This window comes from Candidatus Pelagibacter sp. HIMB1542, from assembly GCF_052047835.1.
Classification (GTDB): Bacteria; Pseudomonadota; Alphaproteobacteria; order Pelagibacterales; family Pelagibacteraceae; genus Pelagibacter.
In genome coordinates, this window is the sequence record NZ_JBNAJB010000001.1 from 403262 (window position 1) to 419577 (window position 16316).

Consider the following 16316-nt stretch of genomic DNA (forward strand, 5'->3'; position numbering starts at 1 on the left):
TAAATGAGCGCATCATCTTCAACAAATGATCTAAGAAATAGAATAATTTTTACCATAGCAATCCTTGCGGTATATAGATTTGGTACGTTTGTTCCTTTACCAGGAATTGACCCAGAACAATTAAAAATCATGATGGACGGTAATCAAAAAGGGTTACTTGGTATGTTTAATGTTTTTGCTGGAGGAGCAGTTAGTAGAATGGCAATTTTCGCTCTTGGTATAATGCCATACATATCATCCGCTATTATAGTTCAGTTGTTAACAGGGGTTTCAGATTATTTTAAGAATTTAAAAGCACAGGGAGAAACAGGTAGAGCAAAGATTACTCAAATTACAAGATATGGAACCGTTTTACTCGCTACAGTTCAAGGTTATGGTTTATCAGTAGGTTTAGAATCTTCTGCAGATTTGGTAATTAATCCAGGAGCATTTTTTAAAATTACAACAGTTACAACTATTGTTGCTGGTACAATTTTTCTTATGTGGCTTGGTGAACAAATCACTCAAAGAGGAATTGGAAATGGAATTTCTTTAATTATTTTTGCTGGTATTGTTGCCGAAATACCTAGAGCTTTAGTTACAACTTTTGAATTAGGTAGAACAGGTGCTGTGTCAACTTTCATGATCTTAGCAATTTTTGTTCTATTAATATTAACTATTTTATTTGTTGTTTTTATGGAGAGAGCTTTAAGAAAAATTCTTATCAATTACCCTAAAAGACAAATGGGAAACAAAATGTATGGTGGAGAGTCTTCTCATTTACCACTAAAAATTAATCAAGCAGGAGTAATACCAGCAATTTTTGCCTCTGCTTTATTATTGTTACCAGTTACTTTTTCTAATTTTTCTTTTTCAAACAATGAAACTTTTTTAAACTTAAGTTCTTATTTCACTCAAGGTCAGCCTTTGTACATGTTGCTATATGCATCTGGTATAATATTTTTCACATTTTTCTATACTTCAATTACATTTAACCCAACTGAGACTGCAGAAAACTTAAGAAAATATGGTGGCTTTGTACCAGGAATTAGACCTGGTGAAAGTACAGCATTATATATTGAAAATATTTTAACTAAACTTACTACAATAGGTGCTCTATATTTGACACTTGTATGTTTAATGCCAGAATTTTTAATAGCTAATTACCCAATTCCTTTTTATTTGGGTGGTGCATCTATTCTTATTGTTGTTGTTGTAGCCATTGATACTGTAACTCAAATTCAAACAAGATTAATGAGCTCGCAATACGAACAATTAATTAAAAAAACTAAATTTGGAAAGTAAGTGAATATAGTTTTGTTTGGACCGCCTGGTGCTGGTAAAGGTACTCAAGCTAAATATTTAGTAAAGAAATTAAATTCCTTTCAAATCTCAACTGGTGAACTTTTAAGAGAAGAAATATATAAAAATTCAGACATTGGTAAGACAATAACCAATGACATGAAAAATGGTAAATTTGTAAGTGATGAAATTGTAAATAAACTTATTGAAAATTTAGTTTCTGACCCTCAAAAAAAAAATAGATTAATATTTGATGGATACCCTAGATCATTGAGCCAAGCCAAAAATTTAGATATTTTACTGGAGGCATCAAGTCAAAAGATAGATTTAATTTTGTATCTCAAAGTTGATAAAGATACAGTGGTAAAAAGACTAGAGAAAAGAAAAATTATTGAAAATAGATCAGACGATGAAACAAGTACTATTCTAAAACGTTTTGATACATACATGAACACAACAGAGCCAGTACTGAATTACTACTCAGAGAATCCTAAATTTAAGGAAATTGACGGAAGCTTAGAAATAGACGAAATAACAAGGAAAATAGACACTTTTATAAATGTTTAAGACGTTGACTTTGATTAATCTTCTTATATAAAAGGCACAATTTATCACAAAAATTATGGCTCGTATCGCAGGTATAAACATTCCACAAAATAAACTTGTCCACATTGGACTTACTTATATTTATGGAATTGGAGATAAATTCTCACAACAAATTTGTTCTTCTCTAGAAATTCCAAGAGCCAAAAGAGTGAATGAGTTAACTGATGATGAAATTTTAAAAATAAGAGAATACATTGATCAAAATTTTAAAGTCGAAGGTGATCTTAGAAGAGATTATTCTTTAAGTATTAAAAGATTAATAGATCTTGCATGTTATCGAGGAACAAGACATAGAAAAAAATTACCTGTAAGAGGTCAAAGAACAAGATGTAATGCAAGAACAAGAAAAGGGAAAGCAATCGCTATTGCAGGGAAGAAATTAACACCAACTAAAAAATAATAATGGCAAAAACAGAAAAAACTGACAATAAAGATCAGAAGGTAGAAAAATCTTCTAAAAAAAGTGCTAAGAGTTCTTATTCAAAAAAGAAAAAGATTAAAAAAAATATTTTAAATGGAATTGCTTATGTGCAATCAACATTTAATAACACAATAATTTCAATTGCTGATACAAATGGAAATGTAATATCCTGGGCATCTGCTGGACAGAAAGGATTTAAAGGATCAAGAAAATCTACACCTTATGCAGCTCAAATAGCAGCGGACTCCGCAGCATCAAAAGCATTAGAGTATGGAATGAAAACTTTATCGGTTGAGGTAAAAGGACCTGGTTCAGGAAGAGAAACAGCATTAAGAGCTTTACAAGCAAGAGGTTTTAAAATTTTGTCAATTAAAGACACAACACCGATGCCTCATAACGGAACTAGACCACCAAAAAAAAGGAGAGTTTAATGGAAGTAGAAAACGTTAATGTTAAAAATTGGAAATCTTTGATTAAACCATCTAAATTAGATGTTCAAATTAGTGATGACTTAACACATGCTAAGATTATAGCTGAGCCTTTAGAAAAAGGTTACGGATTAACTTTAGGAAACTCCTTAAGAAGAATTTTGCTTTCTTCAATCAGAGGAGCTGCAGTTACTTCGATACAAATAGATGGTGTTCTACATGAATTTACATCAATTAAAGGTGTAAGAGAAGATGTAACAGACATAGTATTAAATGTTAAATCACTAGCATTAAAATGTAATTCTGAAGGTACAAAAAAATTAGTTTTAGACGCAAAAGGTCCAGGGGAAATAAAAGCTTCTGACATTGCTCCTGTGACTGATGTAGAAATATTAAATCCTGAATTAGTAATTTGTAACTTAGATGAAAATACTACTTTTCATATGGAAATGAATGTAAACACTGGAAAAGGTTATGTTCCAGCTGAGCTAAATAAACCAGAGGAGCCACCATTAGGTTTAATTGCCATTGACTCTTTGTATAGCCCTGTAAAAAAAGTTTCTTATTCTGTTAGCACAGCAAGAGAAGGTAAAGCTCTTGATTATGATAAATTAACAATGGAAGTGGAGACTAATGGTTCAATTTCTGCAGAAGATGCTGTTGCGTATTCTGCTAGGATTTTTCAAGACCAGTTGAAAATGTTTGTTAATTTTGATGAACCAGTTGAGGCTCCAGTAAAAGAAGTTTCATCTGAACCTGAGTTTAATAAGAATTTATTAAGAAAAGTTGATGAACTAGAGCTATCTGTTAGATCAATGAATTGCTTAAAAAATGACAACATAATTTATATTGGTGATTTAGTTCAAAAATCTGAGGGTGAAATGTTAAGAACACCAAATTTTGGTAGAAAATCTTTAAATGAGATTAAAGAAGTTCTAACTGGAATGTCTCTATATTTAGGTATGGAAATACCTAACTGGCCACCAGATAATATTGCAGAAATGTCTAAAAAATTAGAGGAAGCAATTTAATGAGACACGGCTTAGCCAATAAAAAGTTAAATAGAACTTCTGAGCATAGAAAGGCCCTGTTAAAGAATATGTTAAATTCTTTAATAAAATATGAACAGATTAAAACTACATTGCCGAAAGCAAAGTTTTTAAGACCTCAAGCTGACAAAATTATTACTCTAGGTAAAAAAGATACATTGCAAACAACTAAGATGCTTGTGTCTCAATTGCAGGATATTAAATCAGCTAATAAAGTAAAAAAAACTCTTTCTAAAAGATATTCAAATAGAAAAGGTGGCTATACTAGAATTATTAAAGCGGGTTTTAGATATGGTGATAATGCTCCAATGGCAATCATAGAATTTGTAGATAGAGATGTTGAGGCCAAAAGAGTAGATAAGAAGAAAAAAGATACGTCAAAAGAAGCTCCAAAAACAGAAGAAAATAAACAAGCTACAGCTTAAATCCTAAGTCATGAACAAGTCATACATCGTTGATTCAACGTGTAATGATATGCGTATTGATAGATGGATGAGATTAAATATTGGAAAAATACCTCAAGGTTTAATTGAAAAATATCTTAGGACAGGAAAAATTAAAATTAACAAAAAAAAAGTTAAAAGTTCTCACAAAATAAAAAAAGGAGATCAAATAAATATCTTTAATATTGAATTTAAAGAAAGAGTAGAACAAAAAAAAATAAAATTTTTACCAACTAAAGAAATAATAAAATCAAACGAAGATCAAATAATTGATGATAATGATAATTTTGTTGTATTAAATAAAGCATCAGGAATATCAGTACAAGGTGGTACAAAATCTAAAAAAAACTTAGTTGATATTTTCGCAAAGAGTGAAATTTTTAAAGGAACAAAACCTTATTCTGTTCATAGATTAGACAAAGATACATCTGGTGTATTTATAATGGCGAAAAATAGAGAGAGCGCACAGTTACTAACATCATTATTTAGATTAAGAAAAGTTCACAAAACTTATCTTGCCATATGCCAAGGAGAAATAAATAAAAATACAGGTGTTTGGGATGATGACTTAATAAGATATGATGGAAATAAAAAGTTAGTTGAAAAAGCAAAAACTATATTCAAGGTAATAGATAAAAATTCTGAAGCATCTTTATTGGAGTTAAAACCAATAACTGGAAGAAAACATCAGTTACGTAAACAACTTTTTGCAATTGGAAATCCTATATTTGGCGATACCAAATATAAACTATCTAAGTCTGATAAAGGTATAAATAAAAATCTTATGCTGCACTCGTATCAAATTAAATTTAAAATTAATGATATGAAGCATACTTATTCAGCCTTATTACCAGAATATTTTAAAAAGTTGTTAAAATCAAAAAGACTTAGTTTTTCAAATTTGAAATAAAATTTTTGATAATTTCATTATTTAAGTTAGAATAATCTTGATTTGAAATTTTTTTTAAATTTGTAATACCTTTATCTGAAATTCCACAAGGTACTATTTTTTTATAATTTTCTAGGTTGTTATCAACGTTTATTGCAAATCCATGATATGCAATCCACTTACTCACTCGAATACCTATTGCAGCAATTTTTTGAATTTCATTTTTGTCCTTATACCATATTCCAATATTTTCTTTATCAGGAAAGGTTTCAATATTATATTTTTTTAAACTTTGAATAATTGTGTTTTCAATGGTTGTAATAAATTTTCTAATGTCTTTTTTTTCTCTTAGATCAATAACAAAATAACAAATTAATTGACCTGGACCATGATACGTAATTTTTCCACCTCTGTTTGTTTTTAATAGATCAATTGATTTATCAATTATTTCATTTTCTTTATACGATGTACCTGCAGTAAAAATTTCAGGATGCTCTAAAATCCAAATTAACTCTTTTTCTTTTTCTTTATTAGCTGTAATATTTTTTAATCTAGACTCTAATAGATCAATTGCCTCAAAATAATTTACCGGTTTTATTGACTTTTTGATCTCTATATTCATTTAAAATTTGTAATATTTTAATTATGTATTAATAGTGCACAACTAAATTATAGGTACATTTATGTCTTTAATTAAAAAAACTAAAGATAAAAAAGTAAATTTTGAATTCAATAAAGAATATTTGAGAGTTGTTACCTCTAAAATAGCTAACAATGATGCAAAATTTATTAATGACTCATTCAATGAAATGCACCCTGCTGATGCAGCAGACATAATTGAACACTTAAGCATTAGTGATAGAGAAAGTTTAATTAAATTAAATAATTTTAATATTGATGCAGAGGTTTTTGTAGAATTAAATGAGTCTATACAAACTGAAATAATTAAATATTTATCTTCAGACTCAATTGTAACTATTCTTACTAACCTTGAGTCAGATGATGCTATTTCGATTTTAGAAAATGTACCCGAAGAAGACAAGAACACTATATTAAGCTCATTACCACCTAAAGACAGATTTGCTCTGTTAGAAAGCTTAAGCTATCCTGAAGATACTGCTGCTAGACTTATGCAGCGTGAGTTTACAGCTATACCAAGCAACTGGTCTGTAGGTCAAACAATTGACTACCTAAGAGAAAATAAAGATCTGCCTGAGGAATTTTTGGAAATTTTTATTGTTAATGAAGAATTTAAACCTATTGGAACAGTTCCATCATCAAGAGTGCTTACTTCACCGAGAGACACAAAGATGGCAAGCATTATGTCTGAATCTCAACTATTAGTGCCTGTAGATATGGATAAAGAAGAGGTGGCTAACCTTTTTGAAAATTATAATCTTAACTCAGCAGCTGTAGTTGACAAAAATAATAAATTGGTAGGAATGATAATGAACGATGATGTTCTTACAGTTTTAAAAGAAGAGGCTGAGGAAGATGCATTAAGACTTGCTGGTGTAGGTGATGAGGAAATTACAGATGGTGTTGTTACAAAAACTAAAAGAAGATTTAATTGGCTTTTACTGAATTTATTTACCGCTTTTTTAGCTACTTGGTGTATTAGTCTGTTTGGAGCAACTATTGAGCAAATGGTTGTTCTTGCTTTCCTAATGCCAATTGTTGCTTCAATGGGCGGTAATGCAGGAATGCAAACATTAGCTGTTACAGTCAGAACAATTGCAACAAATGACTTAACCCAAAATAATTTTTCATCAAATGTTTTTAAAGAATTTTCAATTGGTATATTAAATGGAATTATATTTGCCGCTATAAGTGCTTTAATTGTTCAAATTTGGTTTCAAGATAGTATTCTTTCAATAATTATTTCAATATCAATGGTACTAACGATGATTATAGCTGGACTGTTTGGTATACTCGTTCCTTTTACATTAAAAAAAATGAATATTGATCCCGCAATTGCATCTAGTGTTTTTGTTACGACCATTACTGATGTAATAGGTTTTGTGTCATTTTTAGGTGTTGGGGCTTACTTTCTTTAAAAGTTATCAATTAATCTTATGTTATCAATATAGTAAGCAACAAATAAACGTGAGCCTTTAACAGTATTAGATATTTTAAGATTTTTAATTGATCTTAATTCCAAGTATTCAATTTTAATTTTTAAAAACTTCTCAAAATATTTCATTTGAATTTTTAAATTTTGTTTTATTTTTTTTCTATTTGCTATATTTCTTTTAAATTTAATTAAATTTTTGCTCAAAAAACTTGCTTTTTTAATTCCATATAAGTCTAAATGATTATTTCTTGAAGACAAAGCTATTTTACTTTTATTTCTGATTGTTTTGCATGGAATAATAGAGGCTTTACATTTATTTTTTAGATAATTTTTTATTAAGAAATATTGTTGATAATCTTTTTTGCCCATAAATATTTTTTTCGGATTTACTAGATTGGTTAATCTTCCCATTACATCTAGAACTCCTTCAAAATGCCCTTTTCTATATTTAGCACATAAAATTTTGTCTTTATTTGCGATTTTTATGTTTGATTTTTTATTATTATTATAAATGTCTTTAAATTTTGGGATGTATAAGAAATCTACTTTTTTAGTTTTTTTTAAAATTTTAATATCCTTTTTAATATTGGTGGGATAGTTCTTAAAATCTTTTTTATTGTTAAATTGTTTGGGGTTAACGAAAATACTTACTATTGTCTTTTTGCAAGTTCTGTTTGATCTTTCTATAAGTGATATATGACCCTCATGTATACTCCCCATTGTGGGAACAAACCCAACATCATTAAATGGCCTTAAAGCTTTATATAATGAATTATTATTTAATATAATTTTCATTTGTATTAGAAATTTAGATAAGTAAAACATTTATATGATTAAACAAGCAATTATTCCTCTAGCAGGTCAAGGAACTAGACTATTGCCTTTAACAAGTGTTTTTGCAAAAGAACTACTCCCAATAAATGGTAAGCCAGGAATTGAATATATTTTAGATGAGTGTATTGAGGCTGGAATTAAAGAAGTTGTTTTCATCATATCAAATAAAAAAAAAATGATTAAAAATTATTTTTATAGTGATTCTTTTTATACAAAAATTATTAGAAAGAAAAAAGATCCCCGAATAATTGCTGAATATAAAAAAATATTAAAATATAAAAAATTAATAAAATTTGTATATCAAAATATACCCAAAGGGACAGGCGATGCTGTTTTTAAAACAAAAAAATATATAAAAGATAAATATTTTTTAATGTTATTACCTGATGATTTAATAATAAAAAAAAACTGCTCCAAAGACATGATTAAAGTACATCATAAACATAAATCTTCTGTAATGGCCAGTATGAAAGTTAATTCCAAAACAGTTTCAAGATGGGGCATCTATAGTTTAAACAAAAAAATATCAAAAAATGATTATTACATTGATGGAGTGGTTGAAAAACCTTCAATTAAAAATGCTCCCTCCAATAAAGCAGTAATTGGACGATATATTCTTCCTAAAACAATATTTAATAAACTATCCAAGCAAAAACCTGGTAATGGTGGTGAAATACACATAACAGATGCTATTCAGACTTTAATTAAAGAAGGTGAAAAATTTATTGCACATAATTTTTCAGGTAAATATTTAGATTGTGGTACAATGCAAGGATTTATTAATTCAAACAAAGAAATAGGAAAAATATGAAACTTTGCATGATAGGCACAGGTTATGTTGGTTTGGTTAGTGGTGTCTGTTTTTCTGATGTTGGTAATATTGTTTACTGTGTAGATAAAGATAAAAAAAAAATAGAAGAATTGAATAAAGGCAATGTTCCTATTTATGAGCCTGGTTTAGAAGAAATATTAAAAAAAAATTATAAACAAAATCGTTTGAAATTTACTACAGATTTAAAAAAAGCAGTTTCAAGTTCAGATATAATTTTTATATGTGTTGGAACTCCAACTAAAAAAAATAGCAATTCAGCTGATTTAAAATATGTTTTTAGTGTTGCAAAAGAATTAAAAAAGATAATTAAAAGTTACAAAATAATAATAACTAAATCTACAGTCCCAGTAACTACTGGTGATAAAATTGAAAATATTTTAAAAAATTTAAAAAAAAGAAAATTAGTCGATATCGTTTCTAATCCTGAGTTTTTAAGAGAAGGTGAGGCCATAAGAGATTTTGTCTATCCAGATAGAGTAGTTATTGGAACTGATAGTAAAAAAGCCAACAAGATTTTAAAGTCACTTTACATGCCCATAATAAAGAAAAATAGTAGATATTTTAATACCTCTAGAAGAGGTGCTGAGTTAATAAAATATGCTTCAAATGCTTTTTTAGCTACAAAAATTTCATTTATTAATGAGATTGCAAATCTTTGTGAAAAAGCGGGTATAGATGTAAAAGATATTTCATTTGGTATGGGATCTGATGAGCGTATTGGTGATAGATTTTTGAGAGCAGGACCAGCCTATGGAGGATCATGCTTTCCAAAAGATACCAGAGCTTTAATTGATACAGGTAAAAAATTTAATACAGATTTGTCTATCGTTAAAACTGTAGTTTCATCGAATGATAAACGTAGATTTTTATCAATAAAAAGAGTTGAGAAAATTTTAAATAGTAAACTTTTAAATAAAACAATTACATTTCTTGGAGTAACATTTAAACCAAATACAGATGATATGAGAGAAGCCTCTAGCATACCTATGATTAAGTATTTTAGTAAAAAAAGTTGCAAAATTAGATACTTTGATCCGACTGGTGAGAAGGAGGAATTTAAAAATTTAAAAAATGTTAATCATTTTAATAATATAAAAACTGCATGCTTGAATAGTGATTTAATAATTTTACATACTGAATGGAATGATTTTAAATTATTAAACTTTAAAAAATTAGTAAAAAAGAGAAATTTTAAAATTTATGACATGAGAAACATGTATTCTCCTTCAAAAATGAAAAAATTAAATATCAATTATTTTGGTATTGGAAGATAGTCTAGTTTAGCTCAAAAATAGCATCAACTTCTACGGATACTCCTAGTGGTAAACTATTGGTACTTACTGCAGCTCGTGTATGCATGCCAGCATCACCAAATATTGATGAAATTAAATCTGAAGCTCCATTAATTACTTTTGGCTGTTCAGTAAAGTCATTTGTTGAATTAACAAATCCTGTTAATTTGATACATGATTTTATTTTAGACAAATCTCCAGCACAAGCAGCTTTTGCTTGAGCAACTAAACTTAATCCACATCTTTTTGCAGCTTCATAACCTTGTTCTGTACTTAAATCTTTCCCAACTTTTCCCTTAATTAATTCTCCATTTTCATTAATCGAAATTTGACCAGAAATAAAAAGTAAATTTCCTGTTTTTTTTGTTGCCACATAAGATCCAACAGGAGCCTTCGCCTCTGGAAGTTCTATTTTTAATTCTTCTATTTTTTTATCAAAATTCATTTACTATCCTTTTTTTTAATCTTATTTTTAACTTTATCTCCAATTTCTACAAGATTTTCTTTTAGTTCTTTGGCTTTTTTAGATGTTCCTTCTTTTAGTTTTTGAGTTTTTTTCGATGTCCCATCCTTTAATTCTTTAGCTTTTTTTGAACTCACTTCTTTTAATTTTTTTGCATTACATTCGACGTACTCTTTCGATAATTTTTTAAATTCATTACATTTATTTTCCTCTGCAAATGAAAAGGTACTTTTGAAAAAAAAAACAATGAAAAATATAAATAATTTTTTCATTTTTTCTTTTTATTTTTGCCTTTTTTATTTTTGTCGTATTCTCTTCTTTTTTCAATTAAGATTAAAGCTTCATCCATTGTAAGCTCTGTTGGATCTTTTTCTTCAGGAATTGTTGCGTTTAAAGATTTATATTTAATATAAGGACCATATTGTCCCTTCATAACTCTAACTGGTTTTTTGTCTTCCGGATGTTCTCCTAAATCCTTAATAATTGAAGAAGACATTCTTCCTGGTTTTGCTTCAGCAATAAGAGTAATTGCTCGATTTAATCCTATAGAGAAAATTTCATCAATATTCTCTATTCTAGCAGATTTATTTTCACACTTAAGATAAGGACCAAATCTTCCAGTATTTAAAATTATTTCTTTTTGATTATCAGGATTAACACCAATTGATTTTGGTAGAGAACATAAAAACTGAGCTTTTTCTAAGTCTATACTTTCTAACTCTAAACCTTTTGGTATAGAAACATTTTTAATTAATTCATTAACATCTGGTTTAGATTTTTTGGTTTTTTTCTTTTTTTTAGTTTTTGTCTCTACTAATTCCTCTTTCTTAAGTTTTTCATATTGCAGATAGGGGCCAAATCTTCCATTTTTCAGATATATATCATTACCATTTTCATGTTTTCCTAGAAATTTAGGTTCTGCTAACTGTGATTGAGCTGCTGCCTTTGCTTTAGACAAGGGTCTAGTGAATTTACACTCTGGATAATTTGAACATCCAATAAAAGCTCCACCTCTAAAACTATTTTTAAGACTTAGTGAACCCGTATCACACAGCTGGCACTTTCGAAAAATATTTCCATCTTTATCAGTATCAAAAATTAAAGCACCAAGGCTTTCATTTAAAAGATCTAACACTTCTCTAGTTCTTTTCTCCTTAACTTCAGAAACATTATTATTAAAATCTTTCCAAAACATCTCTAAAACTTTTATCCAGCTTTCTTTACCAGATGTAATATCGTCTAATTGATTTTCCAAACCTGCAGTAAAGTTATAATCAACATATTTAGAAAACAATTTTTCTAAAAATGCAGAGATAAGTTTGCCACGATCTGTGGGGAAAAACCTTTTATTTACTATTTCTGCATAACCTCGATTAGCTATTGTGGAAATTATACTTGCGTAAGTAGAAGGTCTACCAATTCCCAATTCTTCTAATTTTTTGACTAAACTTGCCTCAGAATATCTTGGAGGTGGTTGTGTAAAATGTTGTTCATCTATTAATGCTTCAATATTAATTGGTCCTTTAGACATTTCTGGTAAAATTTCTTCATCATCATCTTTGCTTGTATTTGAGTAAACTTTTAAAAAACCATCAAATTTTAATACAGAGCCACTTGCTTTACATATTGTCTGATTATCCTCTGACTCTATTGTTATGGTATTTCTGTCAAATTGGGCAACTTCCATTTGTGAGGATAAAGCTCTGGACCAAATTAAATTGTATAGTTTTTGTTGATCACTACTTAAATATTTTTTTAGAGTGTCGGGTGCTCTATTTATATCTGTCGGTCTAATAGCCTCATGAGCTTCTTGTGCATTTTTAGCTTTTTTACCAGAATAATTATTTGCGGAAGCAGGCAAATATTCATTACCATACTCATTTTTAATAAAATTTCTAAAATCATTTACTGCATCAGCTGATAAATTAGTTCCATCTGTTCTCATATAAGTAATCAATCCCACAGTATCCCCATCAATCTCAACACCTTGATATAGTTTTTGTGCAATTTGCATTGTTCTTGAAGCTCCAAAACCCAATCTACTAGATGCTACTTGTTGTAATGTCGAAGTTGTAAATGGACCTGAGGGGTTTCTTCTTATAACTTTTGATGAAATATCTGTTATTTGAAATTTTTTCTCTTTTATTTCTTTGATTGCTTTTTCAATGCTATTCTTGTCTCTAAAAGTAAATTTTTCTATTTTTTTACCATTTAATTGAGAGATGCTTGCAGTAATAGTGTTTTTATTATCATCTCCAAATTTAAGGGTAAGTGTCCAAAATTCCTCTGGATTAAATAATTCTATTTCATGTTCTCTTTCAGTAATCAATTTTAAAGCTACAGACTGAACTCTTCCAGCTGATTTTGATCCAGGTAGTTTAGTCCAAAGTATTGGAGAGATATTAAAACCAACCAAGTAATCAAGAGCTCTTCTTGCCATATAAGCATCAACCAACAAAGGTTCGATTTGTCGTGGATTTTCAATACCATGAATTACTGCTTTTTTGGTTATCTCATTAAAAACAACTCTTTCAATTTCTTTATCTTTTAAAAGTTTTTTTTCATCCAGATATTCTTTAACATGCCATGCTATAGCTTCACCTTCACGGTCAGGGTCAGTGGCAAGTATTATTTTAGAGGATTCTTTTGCAACATCAGTTATTTCTTTTAAATATTTTTTTGAAAAACTATCAACTTCCCATTCCATTTTAAAATCGTGATCAGGATCAACAGATCCATTTTTTGATGGTAAATCTCTTATATGTCCATAACTTGCTAAAACAGTATAATCATCTCCAAGATATTTGTTTATAGTTTTAGCTTTTGCAGGACTTTCAACTATGACTAGATTCATAATTTAACAAACTACTTAAAAGTGTTTGATAGTCAAATTAATAAATTTTAGTCTTGTTTTCTTCTTTATTTATCAGTCGTTTAATATTTTCTCTATGAGTATAAAATATTAAAATAAACATTATTCCAAAAAATAATTCATTTTCTGTTGATTCAAACAGAAATAAATAAACAGGAACTGAAAAAGATCCAATTAATGATGCTAATGATGAAAATTTAGAAATAAAAAAAGTTACAAGCCAACAAATACCAAAAACTATTCCAAACATTATATTCATACTGCATAATATACCTACATAAGTTGCTACTCCCTTACCACCTTTAAACTTTAACCAAACTGGAAAAACATGACCCAGAAAAGCACATAAAGCTGATACATAAATCAGATCAGGAAAATTTACCTTTATATATAAAACTGGAATAACTGCTTTAATTATATCAAGTATTAAAGTTGAATAACCAATAAATTTATTTCCTGTTCTTAGAGCATTTGTTGCACCAATGTTACCTGATCCAATATCTCGGATATCTTTTTTTAAAAAAATTTTAGTTAATATTAACCCAAAAGGGATAGAACCCATTAGGTATGAGATAATACCTATTGTTAATAATTCCATTTTTATATCTTAAATAATTCTTTACCTTTTACAAATGTATTGGTTACTTTTCCTTGAAGTTTTTTGTCTTCAATAGACGTATTTTTGGATTTAGAAATTAAATTTTCTTTTTTTACAATCCAAGGTTTATTTATATCAACAATACAAAAGTCAGCATCATTACCAATTGAAAGATTTCCTTTATTGATATTTAAAATTTTAGCTGGATTAGATGTTAGTGCTTGGATTATTGTTTCAAGTTTTACAGATCCATTATGAAATAGTTCCAAACTTAAAGACAATAAAGTTTCAATACCAGACGCACCTGTTGCTGCTTGCGAAAATGTCAATCTTTTTGATTCTTCATCTTCAGGTTTATGATCTGAAACAATGACATCAATTGTTTTATCTTTTAATCCTTGCACTAAAGCCAATCTATCTTCTTCTTTTCTCAATGGCGGAGATAATTTTAAAAATGTTTTAAAATCTCCAATATCATTTTCATTTAAGGAAAGGTTATTTATTGAAACTCCACAAGAAAATTTAATATCATTTTTTCTTTTTTTAATGATTTCTACTGATTTGCATGATGATAGTTGAGATATGTGATATCGACACTTTGCTTTTTCTAACAATGTTAAATCTCGTTCAATAATTATTCTCTCAGCCACATCTGGTATACTTGATAACCCAAGTTTTGTAGCGATTATACCTGAATTTATCATACCGTTTTTTGCCAACTCATAATCCTCAGCATGTTGCATTATTAGACATCCTAAATCCTTCGCTGAATTCATTATTCTTGACATTAATCTAGTATTTTGAATTGTCTTTACACCATCTGTAAAAGCTATAATGCCTTTACTAGCTAACAATCCAAATTCCGTCATATTTGTTCCCTCTACATTTTGCGTAAGAGATGCGCATGGAAATATATTAATCTTAGATTTATCTCGTCCTCTTCGTTTTAAAAAATCTACTATTGAAACATTATCAATTACAGGATCTGTATTAGGCATTGTTACCACAGATGTTACTCCTCCAGATAGAGCTGCATTACTTAAAGTTCTAAAATTTTCTTTATACTCATACCCAGGTTCTCCAACAAAAACTCTCATATCGACTAAACCAGGGAATATATATTTTCCTTTTAAATCAATTGGTTTTTCTCTGGACGGTAAATTATTTGTATTTACTTTTTTCCCTATTGCTTCAATTTTACCTTCTTCTCCAACAATAAGTCCTCCATTTTCATTAATTGAATTTTGAGGATCAATTATATTTGCGTTAATAAAGTATTGTTTTTTCATTTATTCACAAAATATTTTTAAACAGGCCATCCTTACAGCAACTCCAAGTTCAACTTGCTCTTTGATTACACTTTTATTTATATCGTCTGCCAATCTAGTATCTATTTCGATACCTCTATTCATTGGGCCAGGATGCATTATTAGTGCATCAGGTTTAGCATGATCTAATTTATCAGGTGTTAAACCGTAATATTCATAATACTCTCTATTTGATGACAAATAAGAACTTGTCATTCTCTCATTTTGCAATCTTAGCATCATTACAATGTCACAATCTTTCAATCCTTTTTTCATATCGGTAAAAGTATTAACACCAAACTTTTCAATTTCTTTTGGCATCAAATTTGTTGGGGCAACAATATTTACTTCAGCACCAAGCATTGTTAGTAAATAAATATTTGATCTTGCGACTCTGGAATGAAGAATATCTCCACATATAGCAATTTTTAATCCTTCAATTTTTTTCTTTCTATTTCTTATTGTTAAAGCATCCAGTAATGCTTGAGTAGGGTGCTCACGTCTGCCATCCCCTGCATTTAATACTACACAATTTACTTTCTGAGATAATAAATTACATGCTCCAGAATCTTGATGTCTTATTACAATAATGTCAGGATGCATCGCATTTAGAGTCATTGCTGTATCAATTAAAGTTTCACCTTTTTTAATTGCTGAATTATTCATATTCATTGACATGACATCAGCACCAAGTCTTTTTCCAGCTAACTCAAATGAACTTTGTGTTCTTGTTGATGGTTCAAAAAATAGATTAATTTGAGTTTTGCCTCTAAGAACATCAATTTTCTTGTTCTTACTCTGATTTAATTTAATGAAAGTTTCAGATTCATCTAAAATGTAGTTAATATCACTAACTGATAGATCTTGGATACCTAACAAATGTTTTTGAGAAATTTTAATAGCTTTGGTGTTTTTTGCCATTAAAAT

General features: G+C 28.7%; 18 protein-coding genes. 10 read left to right on the forward strand and 8 right to left on the reverse strand.

Going from position 1 to position 16316, the window contains the following annotated elements:
* Positions 1-3: 3 nt before the first annotated feature.
* From secY to ACTTBI_RS02200, 7 genes are read left to right on the forward strand one after another with little or no spacing between them, the layout of a single operon-like run.
* Complete coding sequence (secY, locus tag ACTTBI_RS02170) at positions 4-1284, forward strand: preprotein translocase subunit SecY (protein WP_075506791.1); 1281 nt, start codon at positions 4-6, stop codon at positions 1282-1284.
* The gene (locus ACTTBI_RS02175) at positions 1285-1848 is read left to right on the forward strand and encodes an adenylate kinase (protein WP_262589112.1); all 564 of its coding nucleotides are present in this window, start codon (positions 1285-1287) and stop codon (positions 1846-1848) included.
* A gap of 55 nt (positions 1849-1903) precedes the next feature.
* Positions 1904-2287, forward strand: coding sequence for a 30S ribosomal protein S13 (rpsM, locus tag ACTTBI_RS02180; protein WP_075506789.1), 384 nt, complete (start codon positions 1904-1906; stop codon positions 2285-2287).
* A gap of 2 nt (positions 2288-2289) precedes the next feature.
* Complete coding sequence (rpsK, locus tag ACTTBI_RS02185; protein ID WP_075506788.1) at positions 2290-2739, forward strand: 30S ribosomal protein S11; 450 nt, start codon at positions 2290-2292, stop codon at positions 2737-2739.
* Positions 2739-3767 carry a DNA-directed RNA polymerase subunit alpha gene (locus tag ACTTBI_RS02190; RefSeq protein ID WP_075506787.1) on the forward strand — a complete coding sequence of 343 codons (1029 nt, stop codon included), beginning with the start codon at positions 2739-2741 and terminating at the stop codon, positions 3765-3767. The genes rpsK and ACTTBI_RS02190 overlap by 1 nt, the downstream gene beginning before the upstream one ends.
* Positions 3767-4210 carry a 50S ribosomal protein L17 gene (gene rplQ, locus ACTTBI_RS02195; RefSeq protein ID WP_262589113.1) on the forward strand — a complete coding sequence of 148 codons (444 nt, stop codon included), beginning with the start codon at positions 3767-3769 and terminating at the stop codon, positions 4208-4210. The genes ACTTBI_RS02190 and rplQ overlap by 1 nt, the downstream gene beginning before the upstream one ends.
* A 10-nt stretch (positions 4211-4220) precedes the next feature.
* Positions 4221-5138, forward strand: coding sequence for an RluA family pseudouridine synthase (locus tag ACTTBI_RS02200; RefSeq protein ID WP_440652370.1), 918 nt, complete (start codon positions 4221-4223; stop codon positions 5136-5138).
* On the opposite strand, the gene lipB is transcribed toward ACTTBI_RS02200, so the two are convergent.
* On the reverse strand, positions 5116-5739 hold the full coding sequence (gene lipB / locus ACTTBI_RS02205) for a lipoyl(octanoyl) transferase LipB (RefSeq protein WP_440652371.1): 624 nt from the start codon (positions 5737-5739) through the stop codon (positions 5116-5118). The genes ACTTBI_RS02200 and lipB overlap by 23 nt on opposite strands.
* Positions 5740-5800: 61 nt before the next feature.
* Here lipB and mgtE point away from each other — a divergent pair, with 61 nt between their 5' ends.
* Complete coding sequence (gene mgtE, locus ACTTBI_RS02210) at positions 5801-7174, forward strand: magnesium transporter (RefSeq protein ID WP_440633440.1); 1374 nt, start codon at positions 5801-5803, stop codon at positions 7172-7174.
* Here mgtE and ACTTBI_RS02215 read toward each other — a convergent pair.
* Complete coding sequence (locus ACTTBI_RS02215; protein ID WP_440652372.1) at positions 7171-8016, reverse strand: pantoate--beta-alanine ligase; 846 nt, start codon at positions 8014-8016, stop codon at positions 7171-7173. The genes mgtE and ACTTBI_RS02215 overlap by 4 nt on opposite strands.
* A gap of 4 nt (positions 8017-8020) precedes the next feature.
* On the opposite strand from ACTTBI_RS02215, the gene ACTTBI_RS02220 reads away from it, so the two are divergent.
* Together ACTTBI_RS02220 and ACTTBI_RS02225 are read left to right on the forward strand one after the other, a co-directional pair.
* The gene (locus ACTTBI_RS02220; protein WP_440652373.1) at positions 8021-8836 is read left to right on the forward strand and encodes a sugar phosphate nucleotidyltransferase; all 816 of its coding nucleotides are present in this window, start codon (positions 8021-8023) and stop codon (positions 8834-8836) included.
* Positions 8833-10131, forward strand: coding sequence for a UDP-glucose dehydrogenase family protein (locus ACTTBI_RS02225; RefSeq protein WP_440652374.1), 1299 nt, complete (start codon positions 8833-8835; stop codon positions 10129-10131). The genes ACTTBI_RS02220 and ACTTBI_RS02225 overlap by 4 nt, the downstream gene beginning before the upstream one ends.
* A gap of 1 nt (position 10132) precedes the next feature.
* Here ACTTBI_RS02225 and ACTTBI_RS02230 read toward each other — a convergent pair whose 3' ends face one another.
* Genes ACTTBI_RS02230 through ACTTBI_RS02255 form a run of 6 tightly spaced genes read right to left on the reverse strand, consistent with a single transcriptional unit; the run spans position 10133 to position 16310 of the window.
* On the reverse strand, positions 10133-10594 hold the full coding sequence (locus ACTTBI_RS02230; RefSeq protein ID WP_440652375.1) for a RidA family protein: 462 nt from the start codon (positions 10592-10594) through the stop codon (positions 10133-10135).
* Entirely contained in the window at positions 10591-10884 is a 294-nt protein-coding gene (locus tag ACTTBI_RS02235; protein WP_440652376.1) for a hypothetical protein, read from the reverse strand. The genes ACTTBI_RS02230 and ACTTBI_RS02235 overlap by 4 nt, the downstream gene beginning before the upstream one ends.
* Entirely contained in the window at positions 10881-13466 is a 2586-nt protein-coding gene (topA, locus tag ACTTBI_RS02240; RefSeq protein WP_440652377.1) for a type I DNA topoisomerase, read from the reverse strand. Before topA ends, ACTTBI_RS02235 begins: the two co-directional genes overlap by 4 nt.
* A 37-nt stretch (positions 13467-13503) precedes the next feature.
* Positions 13504-14082, reverse strand: a complete 579-nt coding sequence (gene plsY, locus ACTTBI_RS02245; protein WP_440652378.1) for a glycerol-3-phosphate 1-O-acyltransferase PlsY — start codon at positions 14080-14082, stop codon at positions 13504-13506.
* 2 nt (positions 14083-14084) lie between these two features.
* A complete protein-coding gene (gene pyrC / locus ACTTBI_RS02250) occupies positions 14085-15371 on the reverse strand; it encodes a dihydroorotase (protein ID WP_440652379.1) in 1287 nt (428 codons plus the stop codon).
* The gene (locus ACTTBI_RS02255; protein WP_440652380.1) at positions 15372-16310 is read right to left on the reverse strand and encodes an aspartate carbamoyltransferase catalytic subunit; all 939 of its coding nucleotides are present in this window, start codon (positions 16308-16310) and stop codon (positions 15372-15374) included. It lies immediately after the preceding gene.
* Between the last annotated feature and the right edge of the window lie 6 nt (positions 16311-16316).

Coding starts and splice junctions, on each gene's coding strand:
- secY (WP_075506791.1), top strand. CDS start 4: ATGAGCGCATCATCTTCAACAAATGATCTAAGAAATAGAATAATTTTT.
- rpsM (WP_075506789.1), top strand. CDS start 1,904: ATGGCTCGTATCGCAGGTATAAACATTCCACAAAATAAACTTGTCCAC.
- rpsK (WP_075506788.1), top strand. CDS start 2,290: ATGGCAAAAACAGAAAAAACTGACAATAAAGATCAGAAGGTAGAAAAA.
- ACTTBI_RS02190 (WP_075506787.1), top strand. CDS start 2,739: ATGGAAGTAGAAAACGTTAATGTTAAAAATTGGAAATCTTTGATTAAA.
- rplQ (WP_262589113.1), top strand. CDS start 3,767: ATGAGACACGGCTTAGCCAATAAAAAGTTAAATAGAACTTCTGAGCAT.
- ACTTBI_RS02200 (WP_440652370.1), top strand. CDS start 4,221: ATGAACAAGTCATACATCGTTGATTCAACGTGTAATGATATGCGTATT.
- lipB (WP_440652371.1), bottom strand. CDS start 5,739: ATGAATATAGAGATCAAAAAGTCAATAAAACCGGTAAATTATTTTGAG.
- mgtE (WP_440633440.1), top strand. CDS start 5,801: ATGTCTTTAATTAAAAAAACTAAAGATAAAAAAGTAAATTTTGAATTC.
- ACTTBI_RS02215 (WP_440652372.1), bottom strand. CDS start 8,016: ATGTTTTACTTATCTAAATTTCTAATACAAATGAAAATTATATTAAAT.
- ACTTBI_RS02220 (WP_440652373.1), top strand. CDS start 8,021: ATGATTAAACAAGCAATTATTCCTCTAGCAGGTCAAGGAACTAGACTA.
- ACTTBI_RS02225 (WP_440652374.1), top strand. CDS start 8,833: ATGAAACTTTGCATGATAGGCACAGGTTATGTTGGTTTGGTTAGTGGT.
- ACTTBI_RS02230 (WP_440652375.1), bottom strand. CDS start 10,594: ATGAATTTTGATAAAAAAATAGAAGAATTAAAAATAGAACTTCCAGAG.
- ACTTBI_RS02235 (WP_440652376.1), bottom strand. CDS start 10,884: ATGAAAAAATTATTTATATTTTTCATTGTTTTTTTTTTCAAAAGTACC.
- topA (WP_440652377.1), bottom strand. CDS start 13,466: ATGAATCTAGTCATAGTTGAAAGTCCTGCAAAAGCTAAAACTATAAAC.
- plsY (WP_440652378.1), bottom strand. CDS start 14,082: ATGGAATTATTAACAATAGGTATTATCTCATACCTAATGGGTTCTATC.
- pyrC (WP_440652379.1), bottom strand. CDS start 15,371: ATGAAAAAACAATACTTTATTAACGCAAATATAATTGATCCTCAAAAT.
- ACTTBI_RS02255 (WP_440652380.1), bottom strand. CDS start 16,310: ATGGCAAAAAACACCAAAGCTATTAAAATTTCTCAAAAACATTTGTTA.